13 protein-coding genes are annotated in these 16,632 nt (G+C 74.6%); 4 read left to right on the top strand and 9 right to left on the bottom strand.

Going from position 1 to position 16,632, the window contains the following annotated elements:
* Positions 1–187: 187 nt before the first annotated feature.
* On the bottom strand, positions 188–1,111 hold the full coding sequence (locus ACWCXX_RS30480; RefSeq protein ID WP_451132823.1) for a LysR substrate-binding domain-containing protein: 924 nt from the start codon (positions 1,109–1,111) through the stop codon (positions 188–190).
* Positions 1,112–1,267: 156 nt separating this feature from the next.
* Between ACWCXX_RS30480 and ACWCXX_RS30475 the strand changes: the two genes are divergently transcribed.
* A complete protein-coding gene (locus tag ACWCXX_RS30475) occupies positions 1,268–2,305 on the top strand; it encodes an EamA family transporter (protein WP_451132821.1) in 1,038 nt (345 codons plus the stop codon).
* A gap of 7 nt (positions 2,306–2,312) precedes the next feature.
* Here ACWCXX_RS30475 and ACWCXX_RS30470 read toward each other — a convergent pair whose 3' ends face one another.
* The 8 genes from ACWCXX_RS30470 to ACWCXX_RS30435 all read right to left on the bottom strand — a co-directional run bounded on the left by ACWCXX_RS30470 (position 2,313) and on the right by ACWCXX_RS30435 (position 11,661).
* Positions 2,313–2,825 carry a type II toxin-antitoxin system Phd/YefM family antitoxin gene (locus ACWCXX_RS30470; protein ID WP_451132819.1) on the bottom strand — a complete coding sequence of 171 codons (513 nt, stop codon included), beginning with the start codon at positions 2,823–2,825 and terminating at the stop codon, positions 2,313–2,315.
* A 612-nt stretch (positions 2,826–3,437) separates the two neighbouring features.
* Positions 3,438–4,229: a sugar phosphate isomerase/epimerase family protein gene (locus ACWCXX_RS30465; protein WP_451132851.1), complete on the bottom strand. Its 792-nt coding sequence runs from the start codon at positions 4,227–4,229 to the stop codon at positions 3,438–3,440.
* A 40-nt stretch (positions 4,230–4,269) separates the two neighbouring features.
* A complete protein-coding gene (locus ACWCXX_RS30460) occupies positions 4,270–4,887 on the bottom strand; it encodes a GAF domain-containing protein (RefSeq protein WP_451132817.1) in 618 nt (205 codons plus the stop codon).
* A complete protein-coding gene (locus ACWCXX_RS30455) occupies positions 4,871–5,749 on the bottom strand; it encodes a S8 family peptidase (RefSeq protein ID WP_451132815.1) in 879 nt (292 codons plus the stop codon). The genes ACWCXX_RS30460 and ACWCXX_RS30455 overlap by 17 nt, the downstream gene beginning before the upstream one ends.
* 2 nt (positions 5,750–5,751) lie before the next feature.
* Positions 5,752–9,189, bottom strand: a complete 3,438-nt coding sequence (locus tag ACWCXX_RS30450) for an adenylate/guanylate cyclase domain-containing protein (RefSeq protein WP_451132813.1) — start codon at positions 9,187–9,189, stop codon at positions 5,752–5,754.
* A gap of 152 nt (positions 9,190–9,341) precedes the next feature.
* Positions 9,342–9,542 carry an aroma-sacti cluster domain-containing protein gene (locus ACWCXX_RS30445; RefSeq protein WP_148836333.1) on the bottom strand — a complete coding sequence of 67 codons (201 nt, stop codon included), beginning with the start codon at positions 9,540–9,542 and terminating at the stop codon, positions 9,342–9,344.
* On the bottom strand, positions 9,539–10,240 hold the full coding sequence (locus tag ACWCXX_RS30440; protein WP_451132849.1) for an iron-containing redox enzyme family protein: 702 nt from the start codon (positions 10,238–10,240) through the stop codon (positions 9,539–9,541). Before ACWCXX_RS30440 ends, ACWCXX_RS30445 begins: the two co-directional genes overlap by 4 nt.
* A 269-nt stretch (positions 10,241–10,509) precedes the next feature.
* Positions 10,510–11,661, bottom strand: a complete 1,152-nt coding sequence (locus tag ACWCXX_RS30435) for a radical SAM protein (RefSeq protein ID WP_451132811.1) — start codon at positions 11,659–11,661, stop codon at positions 10,510–10,512.
* Between the two features lie 459 nt (positions 11,662–12,120).
* Here ACWCXX_RS30435 and ACWCXX_RS30430 point away from each other — a divergent pair, with 459 nt between their 5' ends.
* The 3 genes from ACWCXX_RS30430 to lanKC all read left to right on the top strand — a co-directional run bounded on the left by ACWCXX_RS30430 (position 12,121) and on the right by lanKC (position 16,571).
* A complete protein-coding gene (locus ACWCXX_RS30430) occupies positions 12,121–12,279 on the top strand; it encodes a hypothetical protein (protein ID WP_451132809.1) in 159 nt (52 codons plus the stop codon).
* Between the two features lie 216 nt (positions 12,280–12,495).
* Positions 12,496–13,932 (top strand): MFS transporter, encoded by a 1,437-nt coding sequence (locus ACWCXX_RS30425; RefSeq protein WP_451132807.1) that lies wholly within the window; start codon positions 12,496–12,498, stop codon positions 13,930–13,932.
* Between the two features lie 23 nt (positions 13,933–13,955).
* The gene (gene lanKC / locus ACWCXX_RS30420; RefSeq protein ID WP_451132805.1) at positions 13,956–16,571 is read left to right on the top strand and encodes a class III lanthionine synthetase LanKC; all 2,616 of its coding nucleotides are present in this window, start codon (positions 13,956–13,958) and stop codon (positions 16,569–16,571) included.
* Positions 16,572–16,632 lie beyond the last annotated feature (61 nt).

Here is a 16,632-nt window from a genome sequence, read left to right as displayed (position 1 = left end):
TGCTCGGGGACGAGAGGGTGTTGAAAGAAACTTCCAAGGAGCACGGATATCCAGAAAATAACTTCCGGTCAAGGGTCCGGACCGTTTTGGCCCCGGCCCGGCGCCGCCGGACCGGGCCGGATCGGGGCAGACGGGATCAGGCGGGCTCCGATGGCGCAGGGTGGCGGGCCCGATTCCGGCCGGCGGGTCAGGCAGGGGTGGGCGGGGTCAGGCCCACCGAGACCCCGTGCCCCTGGAGCGCGGCCACCGCCGCCGTGATCGCGGGCCGCCGGGCCGCCTCCGTGCGCCACAGCGCGTACAGCCTCCGCACCGGTACCGGATCGAGCGGCACCACCACCACTCCCTCGGGCAGCGCGCCCCGCCCCAGCCTCGGGATCACCGCGACCCCGAGTCCCGCGGCGAGCAGGGCCAGTTGGGTGTGGTTCTCCTCGGCCTGGTGCCGGATGTCCGGCTCGTACCCCGCCGCGCGCAGCGTCCGTACGAGCCAGTCGTGGCAGACCGTGCCCGGCGGCTGGCAGATCCACCGCTCCTTCGCCAGCTCCTCGCGCCGCACCGCGTCCCGCCCGGCGAGGCGATGCCCCTCGGGCACCAGCAGATCGCAGCGGTCGTCGCCGATCACCGCCTGCGCCACGCCCTCCGGCGCGGGCAGCGGGGCGATGTCCCAGTCGTGCGCGACCGCCAGATCGATCACGCCCTTGGCCACCAGATCGACCGAGAGGTGCGGGTCGACCTCGGTCAGCCGCACCTCCAGGCCCGGATGGTCCCGGTCCAGTTCCGCCAGCACGCCGGGCAGCAGCCCGCGCGCGGCGGACGCGAACGCGCCGATCGACAGCCGACCGGTCGGCAGCCCTCTGCGCTCCTCCAGCGTCGTCTCGGCCCGCTCCACGATCGCCAGCAACTGCTGGGCCGTCGCGGCCAGATGGAGCGCCTCCTCGGTCAGCGCGACACCGCGCCCGCGGCGTTCCAGGAGCGTCGTGCGGGTCTCCCGCTCCAGCTTGGTGATCTGCTGCGAGACCGCCGACGGGGTGTAGCCGAGCGCGGCGGCGGCAGCCGCGACGGAGCCGTGCACGGAGACGGCGTGCAGGGCACGCAGCCTGGCCAGATCGAGCACCGGAACCTCCCGGAACCAGGGGCCGCCCTCACGGAGACCCTCGGTGATTCGACACCGTTCGACACCGCTTCATCGGTGATTCATCAGCAATGCTCAATTCCACCATGAAGAAATCCGTGCTGGTGCTACATGGTCGGGGCGGGTGATCCTCGGGGCATGCGTCCCCTCCACATCGCCCTGGCCGCCCTGGTGGCAGCCGTCTGGGGCGTCAATTTCGTCGTCATCGAGGTCGGTCTCGGGCACTTCCCGCCGCTGCTCTTCTCGGCCCTGCGCTTCCTGGCCGCCGCGCTGCCCGCGGTCTTCTTCGTGGGCCGGCCCAAGGTGGCCTGGAAGTGGATCGTGGGCGTCGGACTGGTCCTCGGGGTGGCGAAGTTCGGGCTGCTCTTCATCGGCATGGACCGGGGGATGCCCGCCGGTCTGTCGTCCCTCGTGCTCCAGGTCCAGGCGGTCTTCACCGCTCTCTTCGCCGCCGTCGCGCTCGGCGAGCGCCCGGGGAGGGTGCGGGTGCTGGGGATGGGGGTGGCCCTCGCGGGCATCGGGGTCGCCGCGGTCGACGAGGGGGCGAGCGGGCCCGTGCTCGCGTTCGTCCTGGTGATCGCGGCGGCGGCCTGCTGGGGCGTGTCCAACGTACTGACCCGCAAGGCGGCCCCGCCGGACTCGCTCAACTTCATGGTCTGGGTCTCGACCGTGCCCGTGCTCCCGCTGCTCGGCCTCTCCCTCCTCTTCGAGGGCTGGGACCGCGACGCGGAGGCGCTGGCCGCACTCGACTGGAGCGGCGTCGGCATCATCGTCTACGTCGCCTGGATCACGACCGTGTTCGGCTTCGGGGCCTGGGGCTATCTGCTGAGCCGGCACCCGGCGTCGTCGGTGGCCCCGTTCACCCTGCTCGTCCCGGTCTTCGGGATGTCCTCTGCCGCGCTGCTGCTCGGGGAGTCGGTGAGCCCGCTGCGGTGGTGCGCGGCGGCGCTGCTGGTGGGCGGGGTGGCCCTGACGTCCCTGGCCGGGACGCGCAAGCCCCGGCCGGGGGCGGAGCCGACCCCGGAGGCCGCCCCCGACGCGGGCACGGGCACGGGCGCTGTGGGCACTGGCACGGGTGCAGGCGCGGGCACTGCGGGCACGGGCTCGGGTGGGGGAACGGGTGCGGGCACCACCGACTCGGGCGCCCCTCAGTCGGTCACGGTGGCCGGCCGGTAGGGGGGTTTCACTGCTCGCCGACCGGCGGCTGCCGGGCCAGGAACTCCTCGAACGCCGCCGCCTGCTTGGGGCTCATGTATCCCTGGCGCTTGTGCATGGCTCTGTCCCTGAGCCATGCCACCTCGTCGGCGTCCAACTGCACGACAACCACCGCCCCGTTCCGGGCGAAGCTCACCCGCCGACCGTCGGCGCGCACGTACCGGGTGTAGGGCCCGTACTCCTCCGGCTCGGCCAACGGCTCGACCCGGAGCCGCCCGACGTCCCACGTCACCCTGCCCGCCCCTTCTTCCTCTTCCCGCTCCTCGCTCCGTGCCTCCGGCTCGGAAACGGGGTAGGCGACACGGACCCAATGCTCCAGCTCGGCCAGCTTCTCCGCAGGAAGCAGCACACTCACCGGCACCCTCTGCTCGGTGAGGACGACGCGCTCACCGGTGGACTCGACCAGCGAGACGAAGCGCTCGTAGTCGATGGGGTCCGAGGCGTACTGGCGCTCGACGACGATCTCCACAACGTCTTCCATGGCCCCGGACGCTACTGGGAGGCACTGACAGAGCAGACGACTCCCGCCCCGCAGCTCGCCCTTATCAGTCGAAAGCGCGCAGCAGGAGCCGCGCCGTGCCCGCTATTCCCCGTCCGATCAATCTGAACAAACCTGTTTCCAGGGCAAGTTCACCGGCATCGACAGCCGTCTCCGCACGGTCCTTGCCGTGTCGGCAATGAGGACAGGACCGAGGCCACCGGCGCTTTTGTCCCCCACACTTCCTGCAGCTCGTCATGCCGGCCATTCTCCCTTCCCGGCCGTGCGGCCAGGTTGTCCGGCCGAACGCCCCGACAACCCTGCCACCAGCGTCGCCGCCCCCTGCGGACGGATCACCCCCGCACGCGCGGGGACCACTTGGAGAGTCCCGGGGAGGGGAGGGAGGGGACCACCCCCGCACGCGCGGGGACCACAGAGCGGCGTCCCAGCCCTCGTCGACCACGCAGGGACCACCCCCGCACGTGCGGGGACCACATTCTCGGCAGTCTCAAGATGCCCGGCTCCTGGGGACCACCCCCGCTCGCGCAGGGAAAACTCTTTCCGAGCTGTGCCCTCAGTTGGCCTTGCCGGTTCTTTCAGGGCGCGCGGAAAGAGTTACCGCCCCGGCGTCGCGCCCAGGCGCAGCAGGTGTTCGCGGCCCGCGGTCAGCAGGTCCGGCAGGGGGGCCGCGTCCGGGTGCCAGCGCTTTTCGTACTCCCAGCAGACCCAGCTGTCCGGGGCCAGGGTGGCCAGGCACGCACCCAGCGGCAGTGCTCCGGCCCCCAGCGCCAGTGGCTCGGTGTCCTCGGCCGACGCGATGTCCTTCACCTGGACGTAGCCCAGGTACGGGGCCAGTACCGCCTGGCTGGCGGCCGGGGTCTCGTCCGCGAGCCAGGTGTGCATGATGTCCCAGAGCGCGCCGATCTGGACGTGCCCGACCGTTCCCACGATCCGGGCCACGTCCGCGCCGGCCCGGTGGGAGTCGTGGGTCTCCAGCAGGATGCGTACGTTCCGGTCGGTGGCGTGCGGGGCGGCGGCGGCCAGGCGCCGGGCGGCGTTCGCGTCGGCCTCGGCGGGCGGCAGGCCGCCGCCGCCCGGGAAGACCCGGACGTTCTCCGCACCCAGGTCGTGCGCCAGCTCCACCAGTCCGGCCAGCTCGTCCAGCACGGGCGCGTCGTCGCCCTCGGCGGCGGCCCTGACGTACCCGGCGACGGTCAGGACCTCCACGCCGCCCTTCTCGAACTCCTCGACCACGGCGGCCCGTTCGGACGCGGACAGGCCCGGGTGCACCGGCTCCTCCGGATGCGCCCGCAGCTCCACTCCCTGATAGCCGTGGTCGACGGCGAGCCGGACGACATCGGCGATGGGCAGCCCCGGTACTCCGAGGGTCGAGAAGGCGAACTTCACCTGCATGGTCCTTCCGTCGTCGGCGTCCTGCCGCCGGGGCTCAGCAGGGCTCCCGGAGCAGCTGCTCCAGACTACCCAGCAGCCTCAGCGCGTCCGCCCGCTGACGCGGCCCCAGCCGCTCACCGAGCCCCTGCGCACCTGCCCCGGCCGAGGCGTACGCCGCCATCCGCAACGCCGCCGCGGCCTGTCGGGCGAACATGGCGAGCAGGTCCAGCTCCCGCATGTCCGTACGGGCGCGCGGGGACGGGTCGAGCACCTCCAGCACGCCGAGCACCCGGCCGTCGCTGATCAGCGGGGCCGCCATCAGGGCGTTGGGCACGAACTCGGTGGACTCGGCGAGCGAACGGTCGAACGAGGAGTCCGTGGTGAGGTCGTCCACCACCATCGGCTCGCCGGACGTCGCCACCCAGCCCGCGATCCCGCGGCCCGCCGGGAACCTGCGGCCCACCAGGAACTCCTCGCCCTGGCCGGACACCGCCTGGAAGACCAGCTCGTCCGCCTCCTCGTCCAGCAGGAAGACCGAACTGGCCGCCGCGCCGAAGATCGCGCGGGCCACGTCGACGATGGACTGGAGGAGCTCGCGCCGGTGCGGATCGACCGGCGGGACCGTTCCCGCGGCGGACGCCGACGCGGACGCTGATTCAGTTCTCGGAGTCATCGCAGACCTCTCCTGCCGGGGTGGAAAGCCGCGGACCGAACCGCACGTTGGCCGCGGAGAGATAAAGGGCGTTCTTGAGCTGGAAAGCCGTCATCCTCGGATGGGCCGAGAGGAGACGCGCGCACAGTCCGCTGATGTACGGGGTCGCGAAGCTGTTCCCGGTGGTACGGATCGAGGTGCCGCCCAGCCACGGCACCGTCACGTTCTGGCCGGGGGCGAAGAACTCCACCGGCGGTTCGGGGTTGTAGAGGTGCAGGTCCGGGTCCTCCTCCTGGTGGCTGCCCACGGAGATCACCGAGGCGAACCGCCACGGGTAGCTCTCCACCGGGGAGTTGTGCGCCGAGGCGACGACGACCGTGCGGTTGAAGTAGGCGCGGTCGGCCAGCGAGTGCAGCTCCTCGGCGAACCGGGCCCGGGTGGTGGACAACGACAGGTTCACCACGTCGAAGCCCTGCTCGACCGCCCAGCGCAGCCCGGCCAGCAGCACGTCCCCGGTGCCGGAGAACCGTTCGCCCAGCACCCGCACGCTGTGCAGTTCGCACTCCGGGGCGGTCCGCCGGATGATGCCCGCGCAGGCGGTGCCGTGCCCGCAGGAGTCCCCGGTGTCGGTCGGCCGCACCTCGGTGCCGCCCGTCTCCGGGTCCTTGACCACCACCCATGAGCCCGCGACCGGGCCGACGCCCGGGTGGTCGCGTTCGACGCCCGAGTCCACCACGCAGACCCGCACGCCCCGCCCGGTGCCCGGTACGGCCCCGCCCCCGTGCCCGGGGCCCGGGTCCGCGAGGACCGCCACGTCGTCGGGTCCGCGTCCCCGCAGACTCCAGGTCAGTCCTGGCCCCGGGGCCGTGTCCGTGGTCGTCATCCTCAGCTCTTCTCCGTCGTGGCCGGCGCCGGTCCGGTGATGAGCCGTACGGCCCACCGTTCGCCCGGCAGATGTCCCTTCTCCGCGAACCCCTCCCGGGCCTCCCGCGCCGCCGCTGCCGCCCCCGCCGCGTCGCCCAGCAGCGCCAGCGTCCGCGCCCGGTCCAGCGACGCGGTGGCCCGCACCAGCGGGGAGTCGGTCAGCAGGGAGTCCCGCACGGCACGGTCCGCGTGGCGCAGGGCCGCCTCCGCGTCCCCGCTCCCCGCCGCCAGCCGGGCCCGCAGCCCCGCCAGGTCCACCCGGTCCGCGTGCGGCAGCGACTGCGGTTCCCCGACCCCTTCGAGCCACGGACCCGCATCGTCCGGCCGCCCCTCGTCGAGCAGCAGCCGGGCCGCCTCCAGCGCGATGGCCGGCCGCATGGACCGGGCCCCGCCGCGCTCCGCCGCCCGGTCCGCCCGGACGAGCAGGTCCAGGGCCGGGCCGGTGCGCCCGAGCAGCGCCTCGACCGTCGCCCGGAACACCGGAAGGAAGACCTCCGCCTCCGCGTACCCCAGCTCGTCGGCCAGTTGTTCCGCCTCGGCCAGGCACGCACCGGCCCGGTCCGCCCGGCCGTGCAGCGCGTAGAGCACGGCCAGCGGACAGTTCAGCGTGGTCCGTACGGCCGGACGGCCCGCGCCGTGCGCGGCGAGCAGGTCGCGGCAGCGGGTCACCGCGACCGGTACCGGCTCCGGGCCGCGCCACAGCGAGATCCCGATGGCACCGAGCGCCGCCGCCCGCTCCGGCTCCGCCTCGGCCCGCACCGCGTGGTCCAGGGCCAGGGTCAGATCGCGGTCGGCCTCCTCGTGCCGGCCCGCCAGCTGCAACTGCTGCGCGAGCCGCAGCCGGGCCCGCGCCTGTCCGACCCAGTCCCCGGCGGACTCGAAGAGCGGCAGCACCGACCGGGCCGCGGCCGACACGCTCACCGAGCCCGGGTCCAGCACCGCCAGCGCGAGCCGGGCGTGCGCGGCCTCCACCGGCGCGGTCCCGATGGCCAGCACCTGCCGCAGCAGACGCTCCCCGTCCTCGGCACGGCCGAGCGCCAGACGCACCTCGCCGAGCCGTCGCAGCGCCGGTGCCGCGGCCGGGTCACCGGCCGGGTGCAGCTCCGCGGCACGCTCCAACAGGCCCTGCGCCCAGTGCAGATCGGAACGGGCCAGGGCCTGCGCCCCGGCCGAGGCCAGCGCGGCGGCGGCCCGTACCCGCAGGGCGGCGGCCCGGTCGTCGGCCAGGCCCAGCTCGGTGCGGTACCGGTACGCCCGCTCCAGGTGCCCGCCGACCGCCGCCTCGCCCGCCGCCGTCACGCTCGGCAGCTCGGACGCCCAGGCGTGCCGTTCGGCCTTGGCCCGCTTCGACAGCGAGGCGTACGCCACCTCCTGGACCAGGCCGCTGCTGAACCGGTGCCGTCCCGCGCCCGGTTCGCCGCCCGGCGCGGTCTCGATCAGCCGGCGTACGCGCAGTCGGGCCAACGCGCGGGCCACCCGGCCGCGGTCGTCCTCCGGCGCGGACGCGTCGGCGTGCGCGGCCGGGGCGGACCGGGCCGCGCTCTCCGCCTCCCGGGCCGCCCGGGTCAGCCGGACGAGCTCCGGCGCGGTGAAGTCCCGGCCGACGACCGCGGCCAGGTCCAGGGTGGCGCGTTCGGCCCGCTCCAGCGCGCCGATCCGGGCGCCGAGCAGCGCCTGGAGGGTCGGCGGCAGCGCCGCGTCCCGTACGTTCCGCGCCCCTTCCCTCGCCGGGCCCGCCGAATCGGCTGAGCCTGTTGAACCCGTCGGGCTTGTTGAGCCCGTGGGGTCTGTTGAACCCGTCGGGCCTGCTGAACCTGGCGGGCCTGCCGGGACGAGGAGCTGCTCCAGGTAGAGCGGGTTGCCCTCGGCCCGGTCGTACAGGTCACGGTCGTACGGATCACAGTTGTACGGGTCGCGGCCGTACGGGTCATGGCCGTGCGGGGCGTGGTCGTACGCGTCGGAGGTGCGCCGGTCGTCAGGGCCGTGCGGGGCGCGGGGGCGAGGGATGCGGGTGCCGTGGCCGTACGCACCCGCGGCGGACGCCGGGGCGTCGGACGGGTCGGTCAGTTCGCGGATCAGCAGCGCGGCCTCGGCGCGCGGCAGGCCGGTGAGCGGCAGCAGCTGCGCCGGGCGCGCGCCCGGGGCGGCGGTGGCCGGTGGCCCGTCCGGGCGGCCCGGACACACGATGAGCCCGCCCGCCCGGCCGAGCGGTCCGGCCAGCCGGTTCACCGCTCGCACCAGCAGGGGTTCGGCCCAGTGCCAGTCGTCGACGACCAGCAGCACCGGCCGCCGCCCCGCCGTCCGGGACAGCACGGTGATCAGCGCGGCGCACATGTCCTCGAAGGGGGCGTTGGGCGTGCCGTCGTGCAGCAGACCGCCGCGCAGCAGTGCCCACGCGTCCGCCACCGCGGCCCCGGACCGCCCGGACGCCCCGCCCAGCGCCTCCCGGGCGACGGGCGAGCCGAGCACCTCCCGTACCGCGTCGGCCAGCGGCGCCAGGGTGCCGTGGTCCCCGTAGCTGCGGCAGCGCCCGGTGCCGACGACCGGCCGCCCGGGGCCGTCGAGCCCGGCCAGCCACTCGCGCGCCAGGCGGGTCTTGCCGATCCCGGCGTCACCGACGAGGCGGACCAGCCCCGGGCCCTCCCCGCGCGCCGTGCGCTCCAGGGCCTCGTCCAGCACCGCCCGTTCCGCGGCGCGGCCGATGAACGGCACGTCGAAACGGCGCAGCAGCTCCGGGTCGTCGGCGCCGAGCGCGATCAGCCGGTACGCGTGCACACTGTCGGTCTTGCCCTTGAGCCGCAGCGGACCCGTCTCCTGCACGACCACGGTCGGGCCGGCGGCCTCCAGGGTCTGCGGGCCGATCAGGATCTCGCCGGCCGCCGCGTTCTGCTCCAGCCGGGCCGCCACGTTCACCGTCTCGCCCGAGATCAGCGCCTGCCGGGTGCTGGCATCTGAACTCGCCACCACCTGGCCGGTGTTGATGCCGATCCGGATGTCGAGCCGGATGCCCAGGGTGGCTTCGAGCTCGGTGTTCAGCTCCGCCAGCGCCTCCCGCATGCCGAGCGCCGCGGCGAGCGCCCGCCGCGCGTCGTCCTCCCGCATCACCGGAACCCCGAACACCGCCATCACGGCGTCGCCGATGAACTTCTCCGGGGTGCCGCCGTGCGCCTCGATCTGCTCGCTCATCACCGCGAAGTAGCGCAGCGTCACGGTGCGCAGGGTCTCCGGGTCCAGCAGTCCGGACAGCGCCGTGGAGCCCACCAGGTCGCAGAAGACCGCGGTGACCAGCTTGCGTTCGTCCTCCGGCGGCGCGGCGACGGGCGACGGGCACGGGGTGCCGCAGGACGGGCAGAACCGTGCGGCGGCGGGCAACTCGTGCCGGCACGAGGGGCAGTTCATCAGCGCTTCCTTTCTGCTTGGCCCGGCCGGTGCGGCGGCGGGCCGGGTCACGGGAACCGGCCCGCCGCGCGGCGGGTCCTGACGGGGCAGGACCCGGCCACCCCCGGGTCGGCCGACGGTCGCCGACCGGCCCCGGAGTCTGTCGGGCGACCTCAGAACAGGGCGCCGCCCGCGATCTCGCCGTGCGCCTGCACCTCGGGCCCCACGGCGTCGAGCCGGCTCTTGATGTCGAGCAGCACGGTGAGTTCCTCCGGTGCGAGGTCGTTCAGCACCTGCCGTTGTTCGTCGGTGAGCAGATCGACGGCGAACCCGGCGCCGTACAGCACGGCGAGCCGGTCCGGTGGTTCGGTCATGTCTGGCCTTCCATCGAGACGGACCGCCCGGCTCCCCGCACCGGCGGTGCCGGTCCGGGGCGCCCGAGCCGGACGAACAACTGGGTGAGCGCGTCCGTGGTGTGCAGGGCGCTGACGGCCACGGCCGCCTCCTGGCCCCGCGACAGCGGCAACCGGTCGAGCAGTGCGTACAGTTCGTCGGCATGGCCGTCGTCGAGCCGCGCGTGCTCGTGCACGGTGCGGAAGGCCAGGGCGGGCAGCCCGGTCAGCCTGGCCAGCCGGGGCGCGAGCCCCGTGGCCGGGGCGTGCCCCTCCAGCACGGCGATGTAGCCGAGCAGCGCCACCGGGTGGTGGTGCTCGATCCAGTAGTACTGGGCCCCCACCAGGGAGGCGACGAGCGGCGGCGGAACCGGGTCCAGCGCGGCCCGGGGGCCGCCGCCCGCCGCCGTCAGGTCCTCCAGCAGCCAGACGTCGTGCTCCGCCTCCTCCCGGATGTGCTCGTCCAGGTAGGCGGCCAGCGGTGCGCCCAGCGGATCGCCGCGCCGGGCCAGCAGCCCGGCCCGGTCGGAGGCGCGCTCCATCAGCGGCACGGAGGCCCGGATGACCGTGTGCATCGCGCACAGGTACGCCCGGTAGCGGGCCAGCAGCCCCTCGGCCCGCCACAGCCCGGCCGTCGAGGCGCGCAACGCCGGTTCGGCGAAGGCGAGTTTGACCCGCAGCCGTTCGGAGGCCGAAAGCCCGCGCCCGCCGCCGCACGCCCCCGGTACCCGGGCGGCGGCGGACGGGGCGGTATCCCGGACGGGGTGAGGAGCCCGCCCGGGAGCCGGTGCCGGGCACGGCGCCGCGATCGCTTCCGCGGCGCGTCCCGGGTGCGGTGCCATGGTCTGGTTCGGGGACGGGTGCGGGGCCACGGTCCGGGCCGGATGCGGTGCCGTGTCCGGGCGCGGGGCGGGTTCCGCGGCGCGTCCCGGCGGCCGGGCGGCGGGGTTCATGTCCCGGCGCCTTCCGTGGCCGTAGCCGTGGCCGTAGCCGTAGCCGTGGCCGGTGCTGTGGCCGGGTGCGGGGGCCGCCCGTCGCTGCCCGGGGCCGTCACCAGCTCGGCATACGCGGCGCAGCCGTGGCGGCGCACCAGCGTCACCGGCCCCTGGTCGTGCTGTCGGCGGGCGGCGGTCAGGTCGAGCAGCGCGCCCGCGGCGCCCGAGGCCAGCGCCTCGGCCGCGGCGACCACCTCCGGCAGCTCGCCCAGCCGTCGGCAGTCCCCGCAGTAGGAACCGGCCGGGGTGCCGGGCGACCAGCGCTGCCGCAGATGGGCCGGGCCCACCGTACGGACGAGACGCAGCAGCGGCGACCCGAGCGTCCGCGCCCGCACGGCGGACCAGTCGTCCCGGGCGATGTGGCCGAGCCGCAGATGGGGCGGTACGGGGCGGCGGTCCACGGTGTCCTGGTTGCAGCAGGCCAGCACCGTGCCGTCGAAGGCGACCACCGGCCAGGCGGCCATCGCGCACGGCAGCGCGCCCCCGCCGTCCGGCACGGTCCTGGCAGGGCGGGCCCAGGACGCCGCCCGGCCGAACGGCCGCACCTCGTTGACCAGGGACGGCACCGTGCCGTCGAAGGTCCGGTCGATGTCCGCGGTGACGTCCGCGAGGTACGCGTCGTCCTCCCCGGTCCCGGTGAGGTGGAAGCTGACCGGGACGCCCAGTTCGCGGATCTCGCGCACCGCGCGGAACACCGCGGCCCGGGGCACCTCCCGCTCGTGCGGCAGGTCGAGGCTGGCGGAGAAGTGGTCGAGCGTGCGCACCGCCCGCCGCATCGGTTCCGAAAGGCCGTGGGACCGGGCGAAGAACATGCCGCTGAGCAGCGCGGTCCGGGTTCCGGCGGCCCGCGCGGAACGGGTGAGCGAGGCCACCAGCTCCGGCCGGAGCAGCGGTTCGCCCCCGGTCAGCATCATCACCTCGGGCCGGTCGGCGGCGGTGAACGAGGAGACGAAGCGCTCCAGCGCGTCCGCCTCCGGTTCCTCCCGCACCTGCGGCCCGGAGCCGGTGGAGCAGTGGGAACAGCGCAGCGGACAGCGGCGGGTGAGGGTGACCAGCACTCCACCGGCCGGGACCGGCCGCAGTCCGACGAGTTCGGCGAGTTCCATCCGGCCGCCTCCTCCGGGCGTAGGGGTGCGGCGCGCGGCCGCCGTGCGCGGGTACGGCGTTCGTTCCGGGCGTACGGACATGCAGACGTACAGGCATGCAGGCGTACGGGCGTACTGGCGTACGGGTCCGGCATGGCGGACAGCGCGTACGCCGTGCGCGGGTACAGCGTCCCGCCGGGCGGTTCGGCACCGGTCCGGAACCGGTTCGGAACCGGTATGGCCGCAGGCCGGACCGGGTCCGGCGGCCCGCCACCGGGCCCGCGGTCCGCCCGTACGACCCGGTCCACCCCCGGTGAACTGCCGCGATACCGCTGCCATACCGGCGTCGAGCCGTTTGCCAGGCCGGGGCTCCTAACTTTCTGGTCAGCGGCAGGCACCCGCCGGCCGCAACCGGAAGAACCGGGGTCCGCCCCGGAACGACCGGAGACCGCAGAGTCGTACGAGTGGACGGAGACCACCATGGCTGAGAACACCAAGCCGGCCGGCGAGGAGAACGAGACCCCCGAGGTCGAGGCGCACTCCGTGCTGGACCTCCAGGAGACCGCCGCCACCATCGAGCCCGGCACCGGCACCGGCAGCTGCGTCAGCGTCGTCAGCGTCGTCATGTCGGACCAGTAAGGGCTGACGACCGGATCGTGGCGCCACCCGGGGAAGGAAGCTTCCCCGGTGGCGCCCGGCCGGCCGAAACGGGGCGGCTCCGTGACCAGGAGGCCGCCCCGCCTCGATTTTCCGGGCCGGGCCCCGCGTTCACCGGGCCCCGCCCCCTGCCGGACCGTCGCCTTGGCCGGGCCACCGGCCGGGCCCTGTCCCCGAATCACCGACCGGGAGCCGACGATGGCCGCCTCGTTACGAACCAACCGGGACTTCCGACTGCTGTGGATGAGCGGTCTGTTCGCCGTTCTCGGCACCCAGATGACCGCGCTGGCCCTGCCGCTCCTCGTGCTCCGCGAGACCGGATCGGCCGTACAGGCCGGTGCGATCGGCACGGTGTCCATCACCGCGCTCCTGATCACCATGCTGCCCGGCGGGGTGATGGCCGACCGGGTGGAGCGACGCAGGCTGATGCGCCTGTGCGACCTGGGCAGTTTCTGCGCCGTCGGCGCCCTCGTCGTGGCCGTGTGGACCGGACACGTACCGCTGCCCCTGGTCCTGCTGGTCGCGGTCGCCGGCGCCGTCATCGGCAGCCTCTACGGGCCCGCCGCGTTCGGGCTGATGCGGACCGTCGTGCCCCCCGAGGACATGGGGACCGCGACCGCCCGGCTCCAGGCCCGTACCGCCACCGCGCGGCTGGTGGGGCCGATGGTCGGGGGCGCCCTGTTCGGGCTGCACCCGGTCCTGCCGTTCCTCGCCGAGGCCGTCGGGCTCCTGCTGTCCACCATCTGCGTGGCCCTGGTGCGCACCCGGTCCAGGGCCGAGACCAGGGCCGGGTCGGCCTTCAGCAAGGCCGAGTTGACCGCCGGGCTCTCGTTCCTGTGGCGGCTGCCCTATCTGCGGACCGTGCTCCTCGTCTTCGGACTCGGCATGAACTTCGCCTTCGGTGCCCTGACGTTCACCGCGCTGACCGTCTTCTCGGGCGGCGGGAAGTCCGGGCTCGGCGGCGGCACCGTGGTCACCTTCGTCTCGGCCGGGGCCCTCGTCGGCGCGCTCCTCGCGCCCCGGCTGCGCCCCGAACGGCACACCTGGGCGCTGATCACCGCAACCTGCTGGCTCTGTGTGGCGAGCGCCCTCGCCCTGGCCTGGATCCGGGTCCCGTTGTTCGCCGGGCTGCTCTGCGCCGCCTGCATGTGCCTGTCCACCGTGGCCAGCATCGGCTTCCTCTCCACCCTGCTGGTCGTCACCCCCGGCAACCGGGTGGGCAGGGTGCAGAGTGCGGCCGGCTTCCTCTCCTCACTGGTCCAGCCGTTCGGGCCGCTGGCCGGGGGTGCGCTCCTCACCGCCTTCGGCAGCCGGACGACGTTCGGGGCGATCGCCGGGGTTCTCGCCGTGTCCGCCGCCGTCGTCACGCTCGCCCCATCCGCCCGGCCGGGCCCGGAGGTGGTCGCGGCGGCGGAGGCAACCAGGCGCTCCGGCTCTTCCGAGCCGTCAGGACCGTCCGAGCCGTCCGAGCCGTCAGGACCGCCCGAGCCGTCAGGTTCCTCCGAGCCGTCAGGCTCCCGCGACTCCCGCGACTTCTCCGACTCCTCCGCGGACGAGGTCCTCGCGCACGGAACCCCCGAGGGCCGCACCGGGCCCCCCGAGGACCGTACCGGGGCCGGCGGCCCCCGCCCCTGACCACGAACCACAGGAGGTATGCCGTGCCCGGCATCCAGGAGACCCAGCTGTACTGCCTCGCCGACCGCCGCTACTACGAGACCCCGGCCCGGCTGCCCGACGAGGAGACCCGCTACTCGCTCGACCGCGCCGAACCGCCCGCCGGCTGGCGGCGCGGCACCACCGGCCTGTGGACCGTACTGCACCCCGCCTCCACCGAACTGCCCGAGCAGGGCTGGAAGATCCACATCTCCACCGTGCCGGAGGAGGCCGAGCGCACCCTCGCCGACACCGCCCGCATCTGCCTGGAACAGGGCGTGACGTTCAAGTTCCTGCGCAGCAGCCGTGCCCTGCGGCTGATGTCGGCGAAGTACATGAGCCGGTCCAGCGCGGGGAAGTTCATCACCGTCTACCCCGAGGACGAGCCGGCGCTCCTGAAGCTGCTCGACGCCCTGAGCGAGGCCCTGGAGGGGCGCAGCGGACCGTACATCCTCAGCGACCTGCGGATCGGGAACTCTCCCGTGTACGTCCGCTACGGCGCGTTCGTCGAACTCTGGTGCCGGGACGAGGAGGGGGAACGGGTCCGCGCGATGCGCCACCCGTCCGGCGAACTCGTCCCCGACACCCGGGGCGTGGCCTTCCGGATACCGGAGTGGGTCACCGTCCCCGAGCCGCTGCGCCCCCACCTCGCCGCCCGCGCCGCCGCCCGCGACGACGACTTCCCGTACGTGGTCACCAAGGCACTCCAGTTCTCCAGCGCGGGCGGCATCTACCTGGCCGAGCACCGCACCACCAAGCAGCAGGTGGTGCTGCGCGAGGCCCGGCCGCACTGCGGACTCGACCCCGCCGGGCACGACGCCGTCACCCGGCTGCACCGTGAGCACCGGGCCCTGACCCGGCTCGCCGGACTCGACTGCGTGCCCGAGGTGTACGGCGTCCGCACGGTCTGGGAGCACCACTTCCTGATCGAGGAGTACGTCGAGGGCGCCACCCTGTTCAACGAGATCGTCGAGCGTTTCGCGCTGGCGCGCGGCGAACGCACCCCCGCCGAACTCGACGCCTACTCCCGCTGGGCGCAGTCCGTCGCGGACGGGCTCGGCCGGGCCCTCGACCGGATCCACGCCCGCGGACTGCGGTTCGCGGACGTGCACCCCGCCAACGTCGTCATCCGCCCCGACGGCCGGGTGGCCCTGATCGACTTCGAGTACGCCACCGACCTCGACGACCAGGACACCCCGCTGGCAGGCGCCCCCGGACTCCAGGCGCCGCCCGACTTCAACCGGAGCGGGGCCGAGGCGGACGCCTACGGGCTCTGGGCGATCTGGCTGCACACCCTGATGCCGCTGATGGAAGTGGCCGAGCACGACCGGGGCAAGGCCCTCACCCTGGAACGCTGGGCCCGCGCCCGGTACCGGCTGGGCCCCGACGCCGGGCCGCCGCGACCGGCCATGATCGCCCAGGGCCTCCCGGACGACAGCGGCGAACCGACGGTGGACGCGCTGCTGCGCGGCCCGGCACCCGACTGGTCCGGCATCCGCGAACGGCTCGTCGCCGGCATCCGCGCCGGAGCCACCCCGGACCGCACCGACCGGCTCTACCCCGGCGACCTGACGGGCTTCACCACCGGCGGCATCTGCGCCGCGCACGGTGCCGCCGGAGTGCTGTACGCCCTGGACCGCCTCGGCGCCCCCGTTCCCGACGAGCACGTCGACTGGCTGGCGCGTACGGCACTGCGCCGCAGCCCGGACGCCCCCGGCGGACTGTACGACGGGCTGCCCGGCATCGCACTGGTGCTGGCCCGGCTCGGCCGCCGCGAGGAAGGACGCGAACTGCTCGACCGGGCGCTGCGGGCCCCCGCCTCGGCCTCGGCCGACCTGCTCACCGGCAGGGCGGGAACGGCACTGGCGGCCCTGCGGCTCGCCTCCGCTCCGGCCTCCGACGGCAGCGACGGCGACGGCACGCCCGATCAGGAACTGCTCGACCGGGCCCTGCGCACCGCCTGGGAACTCGACTCGCTGGTCCGCGGCGAGGACGTCGACGGCCTGACCGCCCCGCACTCCGCCGGACTGCTGAGCGGTCTCTGCGGAGCCGCGCTCCTCCAGCTCGAACTGTACGGGCGCACCGGCGAGGACTGGCTGCTGGACGCCGCGGGCGCGGCACTCACCCGGGAGGCCGGGCACTGCGTGCCCATGCCGGGCGGCAGCGTGCAGGTGAAGGACGGGAAGCGCCATTTGCTCTACCTGGACCAGGGCAGCAGCGGCGTGGCCCTGGTCGCGCAGCGCTACCTGGCCCACCGCGAGGCCCCGGCACTCGCCGCGCTGCTGCCCGGCATCGCGCAGGGGTGCGTCCTGGAGTTCGTCCGCGAACCGGGACTCTTCCGGGGCCGCAGCGGACTGGTGGCCACCGCCCACCAGCTGTCCGGCAACCGTTCGTCCGCGGACAGGGCAGCCCGGCCGGAGCCCGAGGTGCTGGACTCGGTGCGGAACCTCTCCTGGCACCTGGTCGCCGAACAGGACCGGCTGCTGGTACCGGGGGCGCGGCTGCGCCGCTTCTCCGCCGACCTCGCGACCGGCGCGGCGGGCGTGCTGCTCGCCCTGCACACGGTGTTCGCCGCCCCGGACGAACGGCCCGACCTGCTGGACGTGCTGACGCTGGGATGACGAACGGCCATCGCCCGGTCCGGGGGCACCCGGGCCGGGCACACGGCTGGATCGCGCGGCC

The sequence above is a fragment of the Streptomyces sp. NPDC001732 genome (genome assembly GCF_053596315.1).
The sequence above is the reverse complement of the archived record's forward strand: the minus strand, read 5'-3'. Positions and strand labels throughout refer to the sequence as shown.

Coding starts and splice junctions, on each gene's coding strand:
- ACWCXX_RS30435 (WP_451132811.1), bottom strand. CDS start 11,661: ATGGAACTCGCCGAACTCGTCGGACTGCGGCCGGTCCCGGCCGGTGGA.
- ACWCXX_RS30450 (WP_451132813.1), bottom strand. CDS start 9,189: ATGAACTGCCCCTCGTGCCGGCACGAGTTGCCCGCCGCCGCACGGTTC.
- ACWCXX_RS30460 (WP_451132817.1), bottom strand. CDS start 4,887: ATGACTCCGAGAACTGAATCAGCGTCCGCGTCGGCGTCCGCCGCGGGA.
- ACWCXX_RS30455 (WP_451132815.1), bottom strand. CDS start 5,749: ATGACGACCACGGACACGGCCCCGGGGCCAGGACTGACCTGGAGTCTG.
- ACWCXX_RS30470 (WP_451132819.1), bottom strand. CDS start 2,825: ATGGAAGACGTTGTGGAGATCGTCGTCGAGCGCCAGTACGCCTCGGAC.
- ACWCXX_RS30430 (WP_451132809.1), top strand. CDS start 12,121: ATGGCTGAGAACACCAAGCCGGCCGGCGAGGAGAACGAGACCCCCGAG.
- ACWCXX_RS30425 (WP_451132807.1), top strand. CDS start 12,496: ATGGCCGCCTCGTTACGAACCAACCGGGACTTCCGACTGCTGTGGATG.
- ACWCXX_RS30475 (WP_451132821.1), top strand. CDS start 1,268: ATGCGTCCCCTCCACATCGCCCTGGCCGCCCTGGTGGCAGCCGTCTGG.
- ACWCXX_RS30445 (WP_148836333.1), bottom strand. CDS start 9,542: ATGACCGAACCACCGGACCGGCTCGCCGTGCTGTACGGCGCCGGGTTC.